Origin of the sequence: Neobacillus fumarioli NBRC 102428 (assembly GCF_001591485.1) — a bacterium.
Lineage (GTDB): Bacteria > Bacillota > Bacilli > Bacillales > Cytobacillaceae > Neobacillus > Neobacillus fumarioli.
This window is the reverse complement of record NZ_BCUZ01000011.1, coordinates 36,802-51,523: the sequence shown is the minus strand read 5'-3', so window position 1 is coordinate 51,523 and position 14,722 is coordinate 36,802. Positions and strand designations below refer to the sequence as shown.

14 protein-coding genes are annotated in these 14,722 nt (G+C 41.0%); 2 read left to right on the top strand and 12 right to left on the bottom strand.

Annotated features, from left to right (window positions below; genetic code table 11):
* Nucleotides 1-217: 217 nt before the first annotated feature.
* The 5 genes from BFU02S_RS03955 to BFU02S_RS03935 form a co-directional block, all read right to left on the bottom strand.
* Nucleotides 218-2,308: a DNA translocase FtsK gene (locus tag BFU02S_RS03955; RefSeq protein WP_439950985.1), complete on the bottom strand. Its 2,091-nt coding sequence runs from the start codon at nucleotides 2,306-2,308 to the stop codon at nucleotides 218-220.
* A 433-nt stretch (nucleotides 2,309-2,741) separates the two neighbouring features.
* Nucleotides 2,742-3,530 carry a DUF1444 domain-containing protein gene (locus BFU02S_RS03950; RefSeq protein WP_066366913.1) on the bottom strand — a complete coding sequence of 263 codons (789 nt, stop codon included), beginning with the start codon at nucleotides 3,528-3,530 and terminating at the stop codon, nucleotides 2,742-2,744.
* A 91-nt stretch (nucleotides 3,531-3,621) separates the two neighbouring features.
* Nucleotides 3,622-3,936, bottom strand: a complete 315-nt coding sequence (locus BFU02S_RS03945) for a thioredoxin family protein (RefSeq protein ID WP_066366909.1) — start codon at nucleotides 3,934-3,936, stop codon at nucleotides 3,622-3,624.
* Nucleotides 3,937-4,030: 94 nt separating this feature from the next.
* Nucleotides 4,031-4,552, bottom strand: coding sequence for a DUF84 family protein (locus tag BFU02S_RS03940; protein WP_066366907.1), 522 nt, complete (start codon nucleotides 4,550-4,552; stop codon nucleotides 4,031-4,033).
* A 53-nt stretch (nucleotides 4,553-4,605) separates the two neighbouring features.
* Nucleotides 4,606-5,679: a M42 family metallopeptidase gene (locus tag BFU02S_RS03935; protein WP_066366904.1), complete on the bottom strand. Its 1,074-nt coding sequence runs from the start codon at nucleotides 5,677-5,679 to the stop codon at nucleotides 4,606-4,608.
* Between the two features lie 184 nt (nucleotides 5,680-5,863).
* On the opposite strand from BFU02S_RS03935, the gene BFU02S_RS03930 reads away from it, so the two are divergent.
* Nucleotides 5,864-6,193, top strand: coding sequence for a PepSY domain-containing protein (locus BFU02S_RS03930; protein ID WP_066366900.1), 330 nt, complete (start codon nucleotides 5,864-5,866; stop codon nucleotides 6,191-6,193).
* A gap of 181 nt (nucleotides 6,194-6,374) precedes the next feature.
* Here BFU02S_RS03930 and BFU02S_RS03925 read toward each other — a convergent pair whose 3' ends face one another.
* Together BFU02S_RS03925 and trmB are read right to left on the bottom strand one after the other, a co-directional pair.
* The gene (locus BFU02S_RS03925) at nucleotides 6,375-7,217 is read right to left on the bottom strand and encodes a YtnP family quorum-quenching lactonase (RefSeq protein ID WP_066366897.1); all 843 of its coding nucleotides are present in this window, start codon (nucleotides 7,215-7,217) and stop codon (nucleotides 6,375-6,377) included.
* A gap of 87 nt (nucleotides 7,218-7,304) precedes the next feature.
* Complete coding sequence (gene trmB / locus BFU02S_RS03920; protein ID WP_066366894.1) at nucleotides 7,305-7,946, bottom strand: tRNA (guanosine(46)-N7)-methyltransferase TrmB; 642 nt, start codon at nucleotides 7,944-7,946, stop codon at nucleotides 7,305-7,307.
* A gap of 166 nt (nucleotides 7,947-8,112) precedes the next feature.
* On the opposite strand from trmB, the gene BFU02S_RS03915 reads away from it, so the two are divergent.
* Nucleotides 8,113-8,391, top strand: a complete 279-nt coding sequence (locus BFU02S_RS03915; protein WP_066366891.1) for a YtzH-like family protein — start codon at nucleotides 8,113-8,115, stop codon at nucleotides 8,389-8,391.
* A gap of 1 nt (nucleotide 8,392) precedes the next feature.
* On the opposite strand, the gene BFU02S_RS03910 is transcribed toward BFU02S_RS03915, so the two are convergent.
* The 5 genes from BFU02S_RS03910 to pepV all read right to left on the bottom strand — a co-directional run bounded on the left by BFU02S_RS03910 (nucleotide 8,393) and on the right by pepV (nucleotide 14,515).
* Nucleotides 8,393-9,163 (bottom strand): phosphotransferase family protein, encoded by a 771-nt coding sequence (locus BFU02S_RS03910; RefSeq protein ID WP_066366888.1) that lies wholly within the window; start codon nucleotides 9,161-9,163, stop codon nucleotides 8,393-8,395.
* 152 nt (nucleotides 9,164-9,315) lie between these two features.
* Entirely contained in the window at nucleotides 9,316-11,451 is a 2,136-nt protein-coding gene (pulA, locus tag BFU02S_RS03905) for a type I pullulanase (RefSeq protein ID WP_066366885.1), read from the bottom strand.
* Between the two features lie 95 nt (nucleotides 11,452-11,546).
* Nucleotides 11,547-12,116: an RNA 2',3'-cyclic phosphodiesterase gene (gene thpR / locus BFU02S_RS03900; RefSeq protein ID WP_066366884.1), complete on the bottom strand. Its 570-nt coding sequence runs from the start codon at nucleotides 12,114-12,116 to the stop codon at nucleotides 11,547-11,549.
* Between the two features lie 89 nt (nucleotides 12,117-12,205).
* On the bottom strand, nucleotides 12,206-13,069 hold the full coding sequence (gene dat, locus BFU02S_RS03895) for a D-amino-acid transaminase (RefSeq protein ID WP_066366882.1): 864 nt from the start codon (nucleotides 13,067-13,069) through the stop codon (nucleotides 12,206-12,208).
* A 30-nt stretch (nucleotides 13,070-13,099) separates the two neighbouring features.
* The gene (gene pepV / locus BFU02S_RS03890) at nucleotides 13,100-14,515 is read right to left on the bottom strand and encodes a dipeptidase PepV (protein WP_066366881.1); all 1,416 of its coding nucleotides are present in this window, start codon (nucleotides 14,513-14,515) and stop codon (nucleotides 13,100-13,102) included.
* Nucleotides 14,516-14,722 lie beyond the last annotated feature (207 nt).

Genomic DNA, 14,722 nt, shown 5'->3' with positions numbered 1-14,722 from the left:
ACACTACCCAACGTCTATCTGTAAAAACAGTATATGACATTTGTCTGTATTTGCTCATTACAAAGATTGCAGCCAACATCTGCGATCAGTAACACTTTGAGCACATTTTTTCAAGATACAAATCATTTCACTATTATAGCACTGTTCTTTGATAAAAACTATTTTGTAATCTTTTTAGCTGTTTCAGATTATCCATTATTTAGTATTTCTCTGATCTTCATATAGAATACGAATGATTATTTGTTATGCTGGAATCGAGAATCGAATCCAAATCCGCTTCCGTAATTAATACTTCCCGCGGCTTGCTGCCGTTCGCCCCGGTAATATAACCATTTTGCTCTAAAAGATCCATTAACCTTGCAGCGCGATTATAACCAATTTTAAAACGCCGTTGCAAACTTGAAGTAGAAGCAACCCCCTGATCAATAATAAACTCGCAAGCTTCCAGAAAGAGTTCATCTTCTACTTCTGCTACTTGGGCTTTCTTTAAAAGATCTTCTTGTTTAAACAGATAATTTGGTTCTTGCTCATGCCTTACATGATCTGTAACAAGATCAATTTCTTCGTCTGTTACAAAGGTTCCTTGCAACCGTACTGGCTTTGAAGAGCCATTCTCCAAAAACAGCATATCTCCGCGGCCTAGTAATTTCTCGGCACCGCTTATATCAATAATTGTGCGCGAATCCACTTGAGAAGACACGGAAAAAGCAATCCGGGTCGGAATATTGGCTTTAATTAAGCCCGTAATGACATCAACGGATGGTCTTTGCGTCGCTACAAGTAGATGAATGCCGCAGGCTCTTGCTTTTTGGGCAATTCGGCAAATCGCCTCTTCTACATCCGCAGGTGACATCATCATTAAATCCGCTAACTCATCAATGATAATCACGATAAATGGCAGCTTATCACTATACCTTTTATCTTTAATGGCCAGTTCATTAAAACGATTGATATCACGGACACCTGTATGAGCAAATAACTGATAGCGCCGCTCCATTTCATCAACAGCCCATTTTAAGGCAGCCGTTGCCGCTTTGACATCTGTAATCACCGGACTGACTAGATGGGGAATGCGGTTGTAGGGGGCTAATTCCACTACTTTTGGATCAATCAGCAAAAGCCTTAAATCCTCGGGACTTGCTTTATATAACAAACTTACCAATATCGAATTGATACATACACTTTTACCTGAACCTGTTGCCCCTGCAATCAATCCGTGCGGCATTTTCTTAATATCCGTAACAATAGGATTTCCCTCAATATCAAGTCCCAACACAGCTGTTAACGGGGAGTCTGAAGTTTGGAACACCCCGCTTTGAATAATTTCACTGATCCTGACCGGACGTGATGTCTGATTAGGAACCTCGATACCAATCGTATGTTTTCCGGGAATTGGAGCTTCTATCCGAATATCCCTGGCCGCTAAACTTAATTTAATATCATCGCTTAAATTTGTAATTTTATTGACTTTTACACCGGGATCCGGCTGTACCTCGAATCGGGTAACAGACGGCCCCTGTGTGACATGAACAACATGTGCTCCAACATGGAAGTTTTGCAACGTCCGGTTTAATAGTTCTTGTTGTTTGGAAATCCATTCAGAATCTTTTATTTCCGATATGGGCGGACTTAATAGATTTGTATTCGGAAAACGATATTCCCCATGTATTTGTACTTCGTCTTGTTTTCCCGAATGCAGCTTAGCTGATTGGGAGTCTATTTTTTCCCGATTTTCAGGACGGAGTAATGTTGTCTCCTTTGGAACCTCTTGTATTTCAGCACGAGGCAATGGCTCCCGTTTTGCGAATTGGGGTACCGCGGCCAGTTTTGTCTCCCCTGTCTGTTTTCTCTTTTGTGCTTCCCATGATTCTCGATCCTGCTTTAACATCAAAACATTAAAAGGCAAATGGGAACGTCCTGATGTCCTGCGAGCCGGCGGAGTGGTTTGAGCTTCTTCCTGTTTTTCCAGATTGGATGAAGATGTACCCTGTTCTAAAATGGTACCTTCCTGTCCTTGAGGCTTTTCCGTGTAAACAGAAATGTCATCCGTTCCGGCTGTTACTCTTTCCGTTTCTTTCTGGAATGGAGCAGCATCTTTATCCTCTTCCTGCGATCGTGCTGCTGCTTCCTTCAACGGAACGACATTTGAATCTTCTTCAAAAAAACCAGTTAATTCATGTTCAACAACCATCTTTGTTTCTTTTGGCCGGTGAAAACCGAACACGGGAGAAGGAATTTCTGTCGGATGAAAAGGTCCCCGACTTTTTGGCTTTTGATCTATTTTTTCCTTTTGCTTCTCATTTTGCATCCGTATTGGTTCCTGCTGTTCCTGTTTCATATTTTTAGCATTCATCCGCTTTTTTCTTCTTTGTTGAAAAAATTCTTCTGATGTTTTTCTTGATGCCTCTAGGCGGCGAGAAGTTGTTTTAGGGTACCGATAAGAGATTTTCGCTTCTAAATCCTTCATCGCGTCTTTTTTGATCATCGGAATACTTTCCTGTTTTTCCTGAACAAATGTGGATTCCATAATTTCTTCTTCATCATCTTTTTTTAACTTTTGCAACAAGTTTTGCAGCCAGTTCAAAACTACCACTCTTTCCTTCAATCTTCTATCTTTCTATTTTAGCAGTATTTATGATTTTTTCGACAGATTTCCGCAGAATTAAGTCGAAATATCTCCTTGAGTGATTTTTTGCGATACAAAAAGACCACTTTTTTCAAGTGATCCTCCTTTAAATTCCTTATTTGTTTTTCCCTAAAATAAAAATTGGTTCTAATTCCCCATTTTCGTACAAAAACGACAATGCTGTAATCGGGACATGCCCTCTTGTAAAAAAGCTCATCGTCATTTGTGCTAAAACATCATACCCCCGGTCATTACGAATATCCCCGATAATTAAGACATCTTGATGAGGAACAGCAAGAACCATTGTTCCGGTGATTTTCCCTTGCATTTCATTCAGGAAGACCTTATTTAGAATCCTGCTCGCATCATATCCATCATTTGTATTAAGAAAATAAAAAATATTCCCGGCCACTTGGTCCTCTTTTAGCGGTGTGGTAAGCGACCTAACATTAAATAATGCAATTTCTTTGATACGGCTCGGCACCCAGTCTTCTTTTTCCATCATTCTCGAGTCAATCAGCCTGTATGTTTTTCCTAAATCATAAGCATAATAAATTCTTGTTTCCGCTGTATGTTCATCCAAAAGAAACGGGACACCTGCTTCAGCTTCCGTTGGGAATGAGGCAGAACGGATCACCGGGAAGATTCTTCTTTCATGGTCTGTTAACTGGATCGTATCCTCCATCGCCCGCAGGCCTTCCTCCACATAATAAACAATTTCTTCTAATGCTTGTTCCTTGTCGCTGTGCCATTTGGCCGTCACTTTCGGCAATGAAATCGTGATGCCCTTTCCAGTTTGTTTGCTTTCAATTCGAAGCTGTTCCTTGTCGCGGTCATAAGAAATCTTCCGGTTTTCACTGGATAATCTCGCTTCTAATTCCCGCCTTATTTGATTGACGTTCAATATTGATCCCTCCCGTAAAGAGACTAATAATTATTGTACATGAAAAAGCCTCCATCTCCAACATAATGAAAATAGAGGCTTTGAAACGGGATTATTCTAATCCTGTAATAAATGCTTCAATTTCTTCTTGTGTTTTCCGGTCTTTGCTGACAAATCGGCCAAGTTCTTTTCCATTTTCAAAGGCGATAAAGCTTGGAATACCGTAAACATCCATCTGTTGGCATAAATCGATAAATTGATCGCGATCTACGTGAATAAATGTATAGTCGGTAAATTTGGCTTCAATTTCTGGTAGAGCCGGTTCAATGAAACGGCAGTCTCCGCACCATGCAGCCGAAAACATAAAGATCGTTTTCCCATGATTTTTTAGTTCTTCAAATTGCTCGATTGATTCTAAATTTTTCATTCGTCTTGCACCTCCCAATGTTATTTTCCTCTTTTAAATTATAACAATGTCAATATCTCTGCGTCTATCAATATGCAATCACTAAAGACCAGTATTATTTTTTTAATGGCTCAAGTGCGTATGTATATTGTCCTACTAAAAGCTTCATCACATGCGTAAACATGTCGACACGGTTTACCATGCCATTTGTAAAAATTCCGACGGCTCCTTCATGGTGTCTAACATTTTTTTGTTTGGCAAACGTCTCCATTACCGGACCAAGCTCTTCCCCGGCCCGGAGTCTTGCTGCTATTTCCTCTGGCAGTAGGATTCTTGCCCCGCCGGCAATGATTGGCTTCATATTTTTGGCTGCAAGTGCTCCCCAATTGCAAATAAACAGTCCTGCACTTGTTTCCTGAACACCGCCCTCCAGACCGATGCCAATATCGCCACTTCCTTCTTTCAACGCTCCCATTGCACGATTAACCGCCCCTTTAATGGTTTCTTCGTCAGAAAACGGCTGGGCGCTGACACCTGATGGAATATCTAAAGCAATAAATTCCGCTTCTAGCTGTGAAAAACCATTTTTCACTGCAGCGATTTTAGCTGGATTTTTAGATCCGATGATGACTTTCATGATTGTTCACCCCTGTAAAAAGGGCATGCTGGATAACAGCCAAACCCCATTTCTTAACTATTGGATTTAATAGTTTCTACTGTTGTTTTGTCACAAGCCTGAACCAGTTTAACTAATAGCTCCTTAGCAGCAGCATAATCATCCACATGAATAATCGAAGCGTGGGTATGAATGTATCTTGAGCAAATTCCGATTACGGCACTTGGAACCCCTTCATTTGCTATATGAACTTTGCCGGCATCCGTTCCGCCTTGTGATACGAAGTACTGGTATGGAATATGATGTGTTTCAGCCATATCTAAGACAAATTCTCTCATCCCGCGGTGTGTCACCATGGATTTGTCCAGAATGCGCAGCAATGTTCCTTTTCCTAACTGGCCGAATTCATTTTTGTCCCCGCTCGCATCATTGGCCGGGCTGGCATCCAGGGCAAAAAAGATATCCGGCTTAATCATATTGGCCGCTGTTTGTGCCCCGCGCAACCCGACTTCCTCTTGGACGGTAGCCCCTGAATAAAGGATATTTGGCAAGGTTGTATCTTTCAATTCTTGTAAAAGTTCTATGGCAAGACCACAGCCGTAACGATTATCCCAGGCCTTCGCTAAAATTTTCTTCTTATTCGCCATTGGGGTGAATGGACAGATCGGCAGAATCGCCTGCCCTGGCTTGATTCCAATCTTTATCGCATCTTCACGATCATCAGCCCCGATATCAATCAGCATATTCTTTATTTCCATCGGCCTATTTCTTCTATCTTCATCTAAGAGATGCGGCGGAATCGAACCAATAACCCCGATGACGGGTCCGTTGTTTGTCATGATTTGGACCCTTTGGGCAAGAAGAACCTGGTTCCACCAGCCACCCAGCGGTTGAAACCGCACCATGCCATTATCGGTGATCGCCGTTACCATAAAGCCGACTTCATCCATATGGCCGGCAACCATGACAGTCGGGCCTTGTTCGTTTCCTTTTTTCACCCCAAAAATACTCCCTAATTTATCCTGAACAATTTCATCGGCGTATTGGGACAGCTGTTCTTTCATAAATTTACGGACAAGATGTTCATTTCCTGAAGCACCGGGAAGTTCCGTTAACCTTTGAAACAGTTTTAAAGTTTGTTCGTTCATGGTTTAATCCCTTTCCTCTTTTCGTCAGTATGTATTCAGTTTCATTTTACAGAAATTTCGAATCCCTTACCAATATTTCATTTTCTCTATCTGTCATATTATCTTCTCCGGTCCAAATAAGATATACTTGTAAAAGATTTAACGATGTGACGTTTTCAATTTAAATGTTCAGGGGGGGCCGTAAATGAACTGGAAGACGTTTGTGATTAGTGCAGCAGCCGGTGCTTTGGGAGGATATGCTGTTTGCGAAATGATCAACAGAGCCACAAAAGTTTCTCCTAATGAAATTTTAAAGCAGGTAAAAAAGCAATTTAAACAAGTTGGTCCGATTAATGGTTCATGGATCTATACGGAGCCTGAATCCTTTGAGAAAGATCATATATCTTATCAAGTTTATAAAGGCGGTATTTCCAGAAATCATAATGGCGAGAAAGAACAATACGAATTTATCGCTGATGCCTCAACAGGGACTATTTTAATGGTAAGGCAATTGCAGGAAGAGGCGGTTTCTTAATGAGAATGCTCTAGAAGTTCGGGAGTTTTGAACGCCTCTTATCTACCGAAGTTTGCTTTTCCTAAGCGGTTCGGGCGTTATAAGCGCTTCTTATCTACCGAAGTTTGCTTCTCACAAGACGTTCGGTCGTTTAAACATCTCTTAGATCAAATAGCCGCATCTGATGGCAGATGCGGCTATTTTATTTTTGCCGAATAATTTTTTCAACAATTTCCTTCCCATCCCGACTCCATTTTACCGCCCGGTAGAAGGCATCGTGATAGAAGGTAAACCAAGCCTGCTTCTCTAAAGCATAAGAAAGCCATTTTTCTTTTGCGAAAATGGAATCCATTGGATAGTCATCATAAGCCATTACCCAAAGTACATTTTGATGGGCATGTGTCGCCATTAAGTCAGCCATGTGGACAGCAATTTCTCCGCTATCTTCAATGATGAGGATCGCATGGCCGTTAGAGTGGCCTCCAGTATGAATCATCTTAATGGAACCAAGACTCCATGTTTCTTCAAAGGTTTCAACCTGCGACGCAATCGCCTGCCAGTTTTCTTTCCAATATGTATTTCTCGAGCGGATATTTGGATTTCTCATTTCATCCCACTCGATCTGTGATGTAATAATTTTCGCATTTGGGAAGGTGGAAACATACTGTCCGTCCGCAAGCGTTGTCAAGCCGCAAGCATGATCGAAATGCAAATGGGTCATCAATACATAATCAATTTGCTCCGGACTCAGTCCCAGTGTTTCTAAAGAAGCCTCAATATCTGATTCCTGTGTAACACCATAATTTCTTAGCTGTTTTTCCGTCAGCTTCCCGCGGCCGATGCCGGATTCCACCAGCAAGTTCATGCCTTCCATTTGAATTAATATCGGGTCTGTCGGCAGCTCAATTTGATTCTTTTCATTAACCGGGTATTTCTTTGACCACAAAGCTTTTGGAACGACACCAAACATGGCTCCTCCATCAAGATTCGTGACCCCGCCTGACAGCCAGGTCATTTTTACATTACCAATTTTTAATGATTCCATCACTTTTCCCCCTTTCTTCCAGTTTACCATTGGCTGACTTTTTAGAAAACTAAAAAAGGGCAGCCTGATAAAAAGCTGCCCAAAACATTATTTTCGAAACTTTACTTCACAGCGATAAATCCGGTTTCCTTGTTGGGAAAATTTCTCTTCATATTCTGTCATAATGTTTCCTGTAAAATCACTGTTATGAAGATCAAGGCTGATATAGGTTAATAATAAACCATATGCGGAAAAACTTATCAGCGAATATTCAAACAATCCCTGATTATCGGTCTTAAAATGAATTTCCCCTTCATCAACCATAATGCTTTCATAAAGCTTTAAAAAATCTTTATAGGTTAATCTTCGTTTTTCATGTCGCTTCTTAGGCCATGGATCGGAAAAATTCAAATATACTCTGGATACATCGTTCTTGGCAAAATATTTTTGTAAATCCGCGGCATTGATATTCAACAATTTAACGTTCGGCAATTCCGCTTCAATTAAACGGTCCAGTGCTGTTACGAGAACACTTTTATACAATTCAATTCCAATGTAATTAATTTCCGGATTTGCCTTTGCCATTTCCGTAATAAAGCGTCCTTTTCCAGTACCTACTTCTATATGCAGCGGCTGATTTCTGTCAAATGCTTCATTCCATCTGCCTTTATAACTTTCAGGATTAGGCACAACATATTGCGGATACTGATCCAATCTTTCCTGCGCCCAAGGTTTATTTCTAAGTCTCATGCTGACACTCCTATTGTTTCTTTTTTTTCAAAAACATATCACGCTTGCAAAAAGCTTGCAAGCACTCCCTGTTAAAGGACTCTGCCATTTCATGTATAAACAAAAAAAGAATCCACAACCTAACTGTGAATTCCTTTTTAACTTTTCACTTGAGAGGTGTGTTTGGATGCCATTAAGCCATAATGACCAAGTAACACTGCTTACAGATATATTAACCAATCATCAAACTGATGCTCGAGGTTCCGTGGCAGAATGTGAACAACTGGAACGGTTAGTAAAATCCCTGATGGTCAATGGACAAATCGATCAAAATGTAAAAAACATTTTGCAGGAAATCTACTATTACAGCCAGCAAGGGGCCCAAACAGCTGATTTGGACCAGCATATTTTGGCGAATCGGGAAAACTTGTCCCAGTGGGTAAATGAAATCGGTCAATTTTCATAATTTAAAGGATCTCAGATAAAAAATTGATCCACTTATTCATTTCCTCCGGACGCTCCTTATCCTTGTACCATTGAATCGATGACAAGGTCTGAAGCGTTACATACCATTTCATACGCAGCCTTAAATGGGCGGTAAGTACTTCACCATACATGCTGAGCCAATCCTGCCAATTTTCTTCAGGGATGTACCAATATAGGAGCATGCCTAAATCAATTGCAGGGTCAGCAATCATTGCCCCGTCCCAATCAATTAAATACAACTGGTTGTCTTTCGTAAGCAGCCAGTTGTTATGATTCACATCACCATGACATACCACTTTCTCCTCACTGTAAACATGATCTTTTTCCGTTAAGAGGAAGTGCAATGCCTTTTGTACAGATGGTAATGATAGGACTTTATCATCCAATCCGTTGATTTCTTGTAAAAAAGCATCTGGATTTAGCGGTGATTTCTCTAAACGGCTCAGCATTCCAAGCATCGGCTCTGAACGGTGAATTTTCTTTAGTAACTTGGCAACAAGCTCTTGGTTCATCTCCGGTGGTTTCAGTTCACGGCCTTCAAGCCATTGTTGTGCTGTTATCACATCACCGTTTTCTAGCCGTTTCGTCCAAACAAGCTTTGGAACGATCCCTTCTGCCGACAGTACCGCAAGAAACGGCGAGGAATTCCGCTTTAAAAAAAGCCTTTGATCTTCAAACTTTGCATAAAAGGCTTCTCCCGTTGCGCCTCCAGCAGGGCTTATTTCCCATTCTTGTCCTAGTATATGTTCCAAAGCTGTTCACCTTCAATTTATGCCGATCTAATGGATCTGTCCAAATAAATTCGATCCTTAAATTTTTAGCAAATAAAAAAAGCTATTGAAACTAGTTCTGCAATAGCTATCTTATTAGATTTTAGCTCCAATAGCCTTTTTTCGTCAAGTAACTATTTTTTCAACAAAACATTTAATGAAATGGGCTCCAATATGATGGTGCCCCCTTGAATGACATTATGAGAAGAACGGCTCGCATACTCTTCATTGGCTAAAACAGCCCATTCTCCCTCCGGAAGTGGAAATGAATGGTTTTTAAGGCTTGGATTAATAGCAAGAACCAGTTCTGCCTGGTCTGTTTGATAGAATAGTCCAATTATTGGAGAGCCTGCCGGCAGACGATGAATACACTTCTGAATTTCCTTGGCAGTCCTCATCCGAAAACAAGCAAATGTTTTCCGGATGTGAATAAGTCCTTTTATATACTCAACATGATCTTTAAACTCCGATTTCCGGTCCCAATCCAGCCAATTAATCGTATCTGGAGAGCGGTAGCTGTTTCCTTCACCTTGTTTTGTGCGGAAGAACTCCTGGCCGCTGTGAAGAAAGGGAATTCCTTGAGATAATATACACAGTCCTGTCACAAGCCGGTGGTATTTTCGCCGAATCTCGTCATCGGCATCTGAAAGGCAAATTTGAAGTTTATCCCATAGTGTATGATTATCATGGCACTCCACATAATTGACGGATTGCACAGGTTCATGAAACAAGCCTTGACCATTCGTATTGTACCCAATGCTTCCCGTAATGGCTTCACAGGCAGCCTCCAGATAATGTTCATTGCCTAAAGCATACCCTTTATCCAATAAGTTAAAAGTGCTTCCCTTTAGACAATCGCGGAATACATCATTGAATTGCGCAATATCCGAAAGTTTATCTTGATTGGCGATGATCGCCTTGTGTTCGAAAGCGAGCGGCGTATTCAGATTCCATCCTTCGCCGACAATAATGGCATCTTTCTTAATCCGATTACAGACATCTCTAATTTCCTTCATTGTCTCGATATCTAAAATCCCCATTAAATCAAAACGAAAACCATCAATATTATATTCCTCCATCCAAAAACGGATGGAATCTACAATAAATTTCCGCACCATGCGCCGTTCTGAGGCAATATCATTTCCAACACCAGTTCCGTTAGATGGCAGCCCGAGTTCATCATGACGAAAATAGTAGCCGGGTACCACCTTTTCAAATGATGATTCTTCCCGAATATAGACATGATTATAGACAACATCCATAATCACCCGAAGTCCGGCACGATGGATCTGTTCAATTAACTGTTTTAATTCACAAATTCTTGCATATGGGTTGGCAGGGTCAGTTGAATAACTACCTTCAGGGGTATTGAAATGAAGCGGATTATAGCCCCAATTATATTCTTGTTCAGGATTTAATTCATCCACACCGGCAAAATCATTGAATGGAAGTAATTGAAGATGAGTTACACCTAATTCTTTAACATAAGACAATCCGGTTGCTCCGCCATCTTTCCCTTTAGCATGAAGTTCACCGGCACCAAGATATAATCCTTTATGTTTAATCCCGCTGCCCGGGTGAATGGTAAAATCCCGGATATGTGTTTCATAGATGATTGCATCAACAGGGCTTTCTATTGGAGGCAGTTCTGTCCAGGGTTCTCGTGTTTTTTCTAGATTGAGAATCACTCCAGATTTTCCGTTCGCCGTTACGGCTTTCACATAGGGATCGACCGCTTCACGCCATTCCTGATTAATTTGCAAAAGAAAGCTGTACTGGTAGTTTTCTAGTTCACGATTGATGACAATAGACCATATACCGCGGTCATAGCGTTTCATCTTGATGATTTCTGCAAATGGGCTTTCAGGCGGCTTTAATTTTAGTTTCACTTGTACAGCTGTTGGGGCCCACAGCTTAAAGCAAACACCATCCTGTCCGAATGTTACACCGAGGTCGTCGCCTTCATAATAGAATTTTTGATCGAATGCCTCCGTGCGGATCACCGCGCCAATTTGTAAATCTGTTTTCCCGTTATACTCATCCAGAATCCAATATTGACGTCCGAAATGAAATTCAAAATTAAGCCTGCAAATATATTTAACATAATTTTCAATTTTATCTTTCTTGATGACTGACAATGGACGAATTTCCGAGCCATTTGAAATATAAAAAGAGGATGCCTTGCCATGATGATAGGAAAAGGGAAAAAGAATTGTAATCATATTCAGATCATCCAAATAGGCAAGAAATTTCCGGTCAGCAGCGATCATTCGAGTCCCTCTTTTCCATATCTGCTTCCTCCTAAATCATCATTCTTGTTCAAATATATGCTATTTTTCTTCAATTAATAAGTGTTTACGGATATTCAAGTTTGCAAACGATATATTTTCACTGCTTCATATTTCGGGGACTGCCCAAGATGTGTTTTGTATAAAGCAATTTCGCTTGCTTGAAAGTGAAGCGGTTTCGGCTGCAATTCCTCCCAAAAGGCAGCCAATTCATCCTGAAAAGGCAACTCTCCCCTCCACTTTCTTGCCAATGTAATATGGGGGCAGAACGGTCTGGTTTCCAGTTCAAATCCCGCTTGCTCGCAAGCAGAATAGACTCTTTGTCTAATTGAGTTTAATACCGGACTTTCTTGCGGAGCAGCCCAAAACACGCGTGGAGCATTTTTACGACCGAAGAAGCCTAGTTTGTAAATATTTAAAGTAAATTCGTTTGACTCTTCTAAAGCTTGCAAGACAAGCTGATCGCAATGCTTCAGTTTATCTGAAGAGGCAGCCCCGAGAAACGCCAAAGTAATATGTAAATCCAAATAGTGCACCCAGCGGCTAAACGGAAGTTTTTCTTTCAATTTTTCAAGATGGTCTTTCATCACTAATTTCGTTTCTTTGGAGATTTTAACGGCAAAGAAATAATGAGAGTGCTGCTCCATTCGATTCCTTCCTTTTCTTTATACTAATCCTACACATTCCATTGTATCTAATTTAATAAAAATAAAGACGTGATTTTTCACGTCTTATTTCAAAGATTGTATAATGGGCCGCATTGTTTTTCTATTTCTTTAGAAAATAGCTCTTGCAGCTTGCGTGTCACGGAGCCGGGTACACCATCTTTCACCTTTCGTCCATCAATTTCAATAATCGGCATGACCTCACCGGTCGTACTTGTCAGGAACACTTCATCCGCATCTGCCAACTCATCCAGCGTAAAGACACGTTCTTCAACAGTGATTTGGTTGGTGCGGCATAATTGCAGTATAACTTCTTTCGTAATTCCTTTTAAAATACGCTGATCGGATGGATGGGTGATGACAACATCCTTGTTCACGATCAAAATATTCGACGAACTTCCTTCTGTCACAGCCTGTCCGCGATACTGGATCGCTTCATAGCAGCCAGATAGGACCGCTTTTTGCTTGGCCATAATATTTCCTAGAAGATTTAGGCTTTTAATATCACAGCGGAGCCAACGGATATCCTCTGTCAGAATGGCTTTCACACCATTTTTTAAATTTTCAACCGGCCGTTCCATTCCCTTTGTATAAGCGACAAATGTAGGCTGTACATCTCCGGCAGGATAGGCATGATTGCGCGGTGCAACACCTCTTGTCATTTGCATGTAAATAATGCCTGTTTTCAAGCTGTTTCTTTCGATTAATTCTTGAAGCATCACAGTCAATTGTTGTTCAGTGTACGCGTGGGATACCCCGATGCTGTCTAAACTTTTGGCAAAGCGTTTCAAGTGCTCTGCTAAGGTGAACATTTTTCCATTATAAACACGAATGACTTCATATACTCCGTCACCGAACTGATAGCCGCGGTCTTCAATATCTACCTTGGCTTCAGAACGATCTACAAAATTTCCATTTACGATTACTTGAGCCATGATCCCATCCCCTTCTATTCCGAAATCTTTTTATTTCGCCAATTCATAAATAGCCTGAGCATAAATGGCTGTTGCTTTAAGCAAATCGTCAATTTCAATATATTCGTCTTTCTGATGGGCAACGTCCGGTTTCCCCGGGAATAACGGTCCGAATGCCACACCAGCTTTTAGTGACCGGGCGTAAGTTCCTCCCCCAATTGCAATCAGCTCGGCCTTTTCCCCAGTTTGTTCCTCATATACCTTTTTTAACGTTTGAATCAGGAATTCTTTCTCATCAACATAATGGGGTTTCGAATCGGAATAGTTTTCTATCGTAAAGCCTTCCTTCTGTAAAAGTGCATCCAGCTTTGCTTTGGTATCTTCCATTTTGTTCGTTACAGAATACCGGCATGTGATGCCAATTCTGCCGCCGGTTTCAGGAGTATACGAAAGTTTCCCTGCATTAATCGTTAAGTCCCCGGATACATCGTCGGTATAAGCCACACCGAGATGAACGCCCCTCGAATCATCGAAGAAATAGCGAGAAACAAATTGGAAGTAATGGGATGCTTTCTCATCCAGGTTAAGCTTGGACAGAAATTCCGCCAAATAGAGTCCAGCATTTTTGCCGTTTCGCGGCTCCATTCCATGTGCGGATACGCCTTTAACTGTCAATGTTAATTGACCTTTTTCTGTTTGGAATTGATATCCTATCCCAAACCTGTCCATGAAATTAGTAAACTGCCGAATGATTTCCTTTTCGTCACCTTTTACCACTATAACCGCCTTCGCATCATCCGGAACCATATTGTATCTTTTTCCGGACACGAAACTAGCAACCTTGACCGTTGATTCTGTTTTAGAATCAGGTAGTGAAGTCTGAACCATATCAAAGTCAGCAATTCCCTTTTCGGCATTAATAATCGGGAAATCCGCATCCGGGGCAAATCCGAGTGTCGGCATTTCTTCTTCATTAAAATAATGCTCGACACAGCGCCATTTACTCTCTTCATCCGTGCCGATAATCATTCTTACCCGTTTGGTAAGCGGCAGTTCAAGCTCCTTAACGATTTTCATGGCATAATACGCCGCCATTGTCGGCCCTTTATCATCAAGTGCACCGCGGGCATATATTTTTCCGCCGCGAATTTCAGCCCCAAACGGATCGCTTGTCCAACCATCCCCTTCCGGAACAACATCGACATGACAAAGAATTCCCACCAGTTCTTTCCCATTGCCCAACTCGAGATGTCCAGAAACATTGCCGACATTCTTTGCGACAAATCCGTCCCTCTCCCCGAGCTTAAGCATATAATCCAGTGCCTCCTTGACTTCTTTTCCTAGTGGTGCATCGGAAGTGGCATTTTCTTCATCCAAAATACTTTTAATATGTAATAATCTTTGAGTATCCTTTATGAGGGCCTCTTTTCTTTTCTCTGCTTCTTCGAGCCAATTAATTGCTGTCAATACGATTACCCCCTAATTCTTACTATTATTTCTTTAACAATATCATGACCGATTATCTAAACGCAATTTTGCTTAAGCAGGACGAAGACTTTACTAGGCGACTCTTCTTGTCAAAAAACCTATAACAAATTTACTAAAAATTCAAATAATGATCATAAATTCTATACTTTGTTCCATATTTTATAGTAAGAATACGTGGAAAGGAGG

Coding starts and splice junctions, on each gene's coding strand:
- BFU02S_RS03955 (WP_439950985.1), bottom strand. CDS start 2,308: ATGCAAAATGAGAAGCAAAAGGAAAAAATAGATCAAAAGCCAAAAAGT.
- BFU02S_RS03945 (WP_066366909.1), bottom strand. CDS start 3,936: ATGAAAAATTTAGAATCAATCGAGCAATTTGAAGAACTAAAAAATCAT.
- BFU02S_RS03940 (WP_066366907.1), bottom strand. CDS start 4,552: ATGAAAGTCATCATCGGATCTAAAAATCCAGCTAAAATCGCTGCAGTG.
- BFU02S_RS03935 (WP_066366904.1), bottom strand. CDS start 5,679: ATGAACGAACAAACTTTAAAACTGTTTCAAAGGTTAACGGAACTTCCC.
- BFU02S_RS03930 (WP_066366900.1), top strand. CDS start 5,864: ATGAACTGGAAGACGTTTGTGATTAGTGCAGCAGCCGGTGCTTTGGGA.
- BFU02S_RS03925 (WP_066366897.1), bottom strand. CDS start 7,217: ATGGAATCATTAAAAATTGGTAATGTAAAAATGACCTGGCTGTCAGGC.
- trmB (WP_066366894.1), bottom strand. CDS start 7,946: ATGAGACTTAGAAATAAACCTTGGGCGCAGGAAAGATTGGATCAGTAT.
- BFU02S_RS03915 (WP_066366891.1), top strand. CDS start 8,113: ATGCCATTAAGCCATAATGACCAAGTAACACTGCTTACAGATATATTA.
- pulA (WP_066366885.1), bottom strand. CDS start 11,451: ATGATCGCTGCTGACCGGAAATTTCTTGCCTATTTGGATGATCTGAAT.
- thpR (WP_066366884.1), bottom strand. CDS start 12,116: ATGGAGCAGCACTCTCATTATTTCTTTGCCGTTAAAATCTCCAAAGAA.
- dat (WP_066366882.1), bottom strand. CDS start 13,069: ATGGCTCAAGTAATCGTAAATGGAAATTTTGTAGATCGTTCTGAAGCC.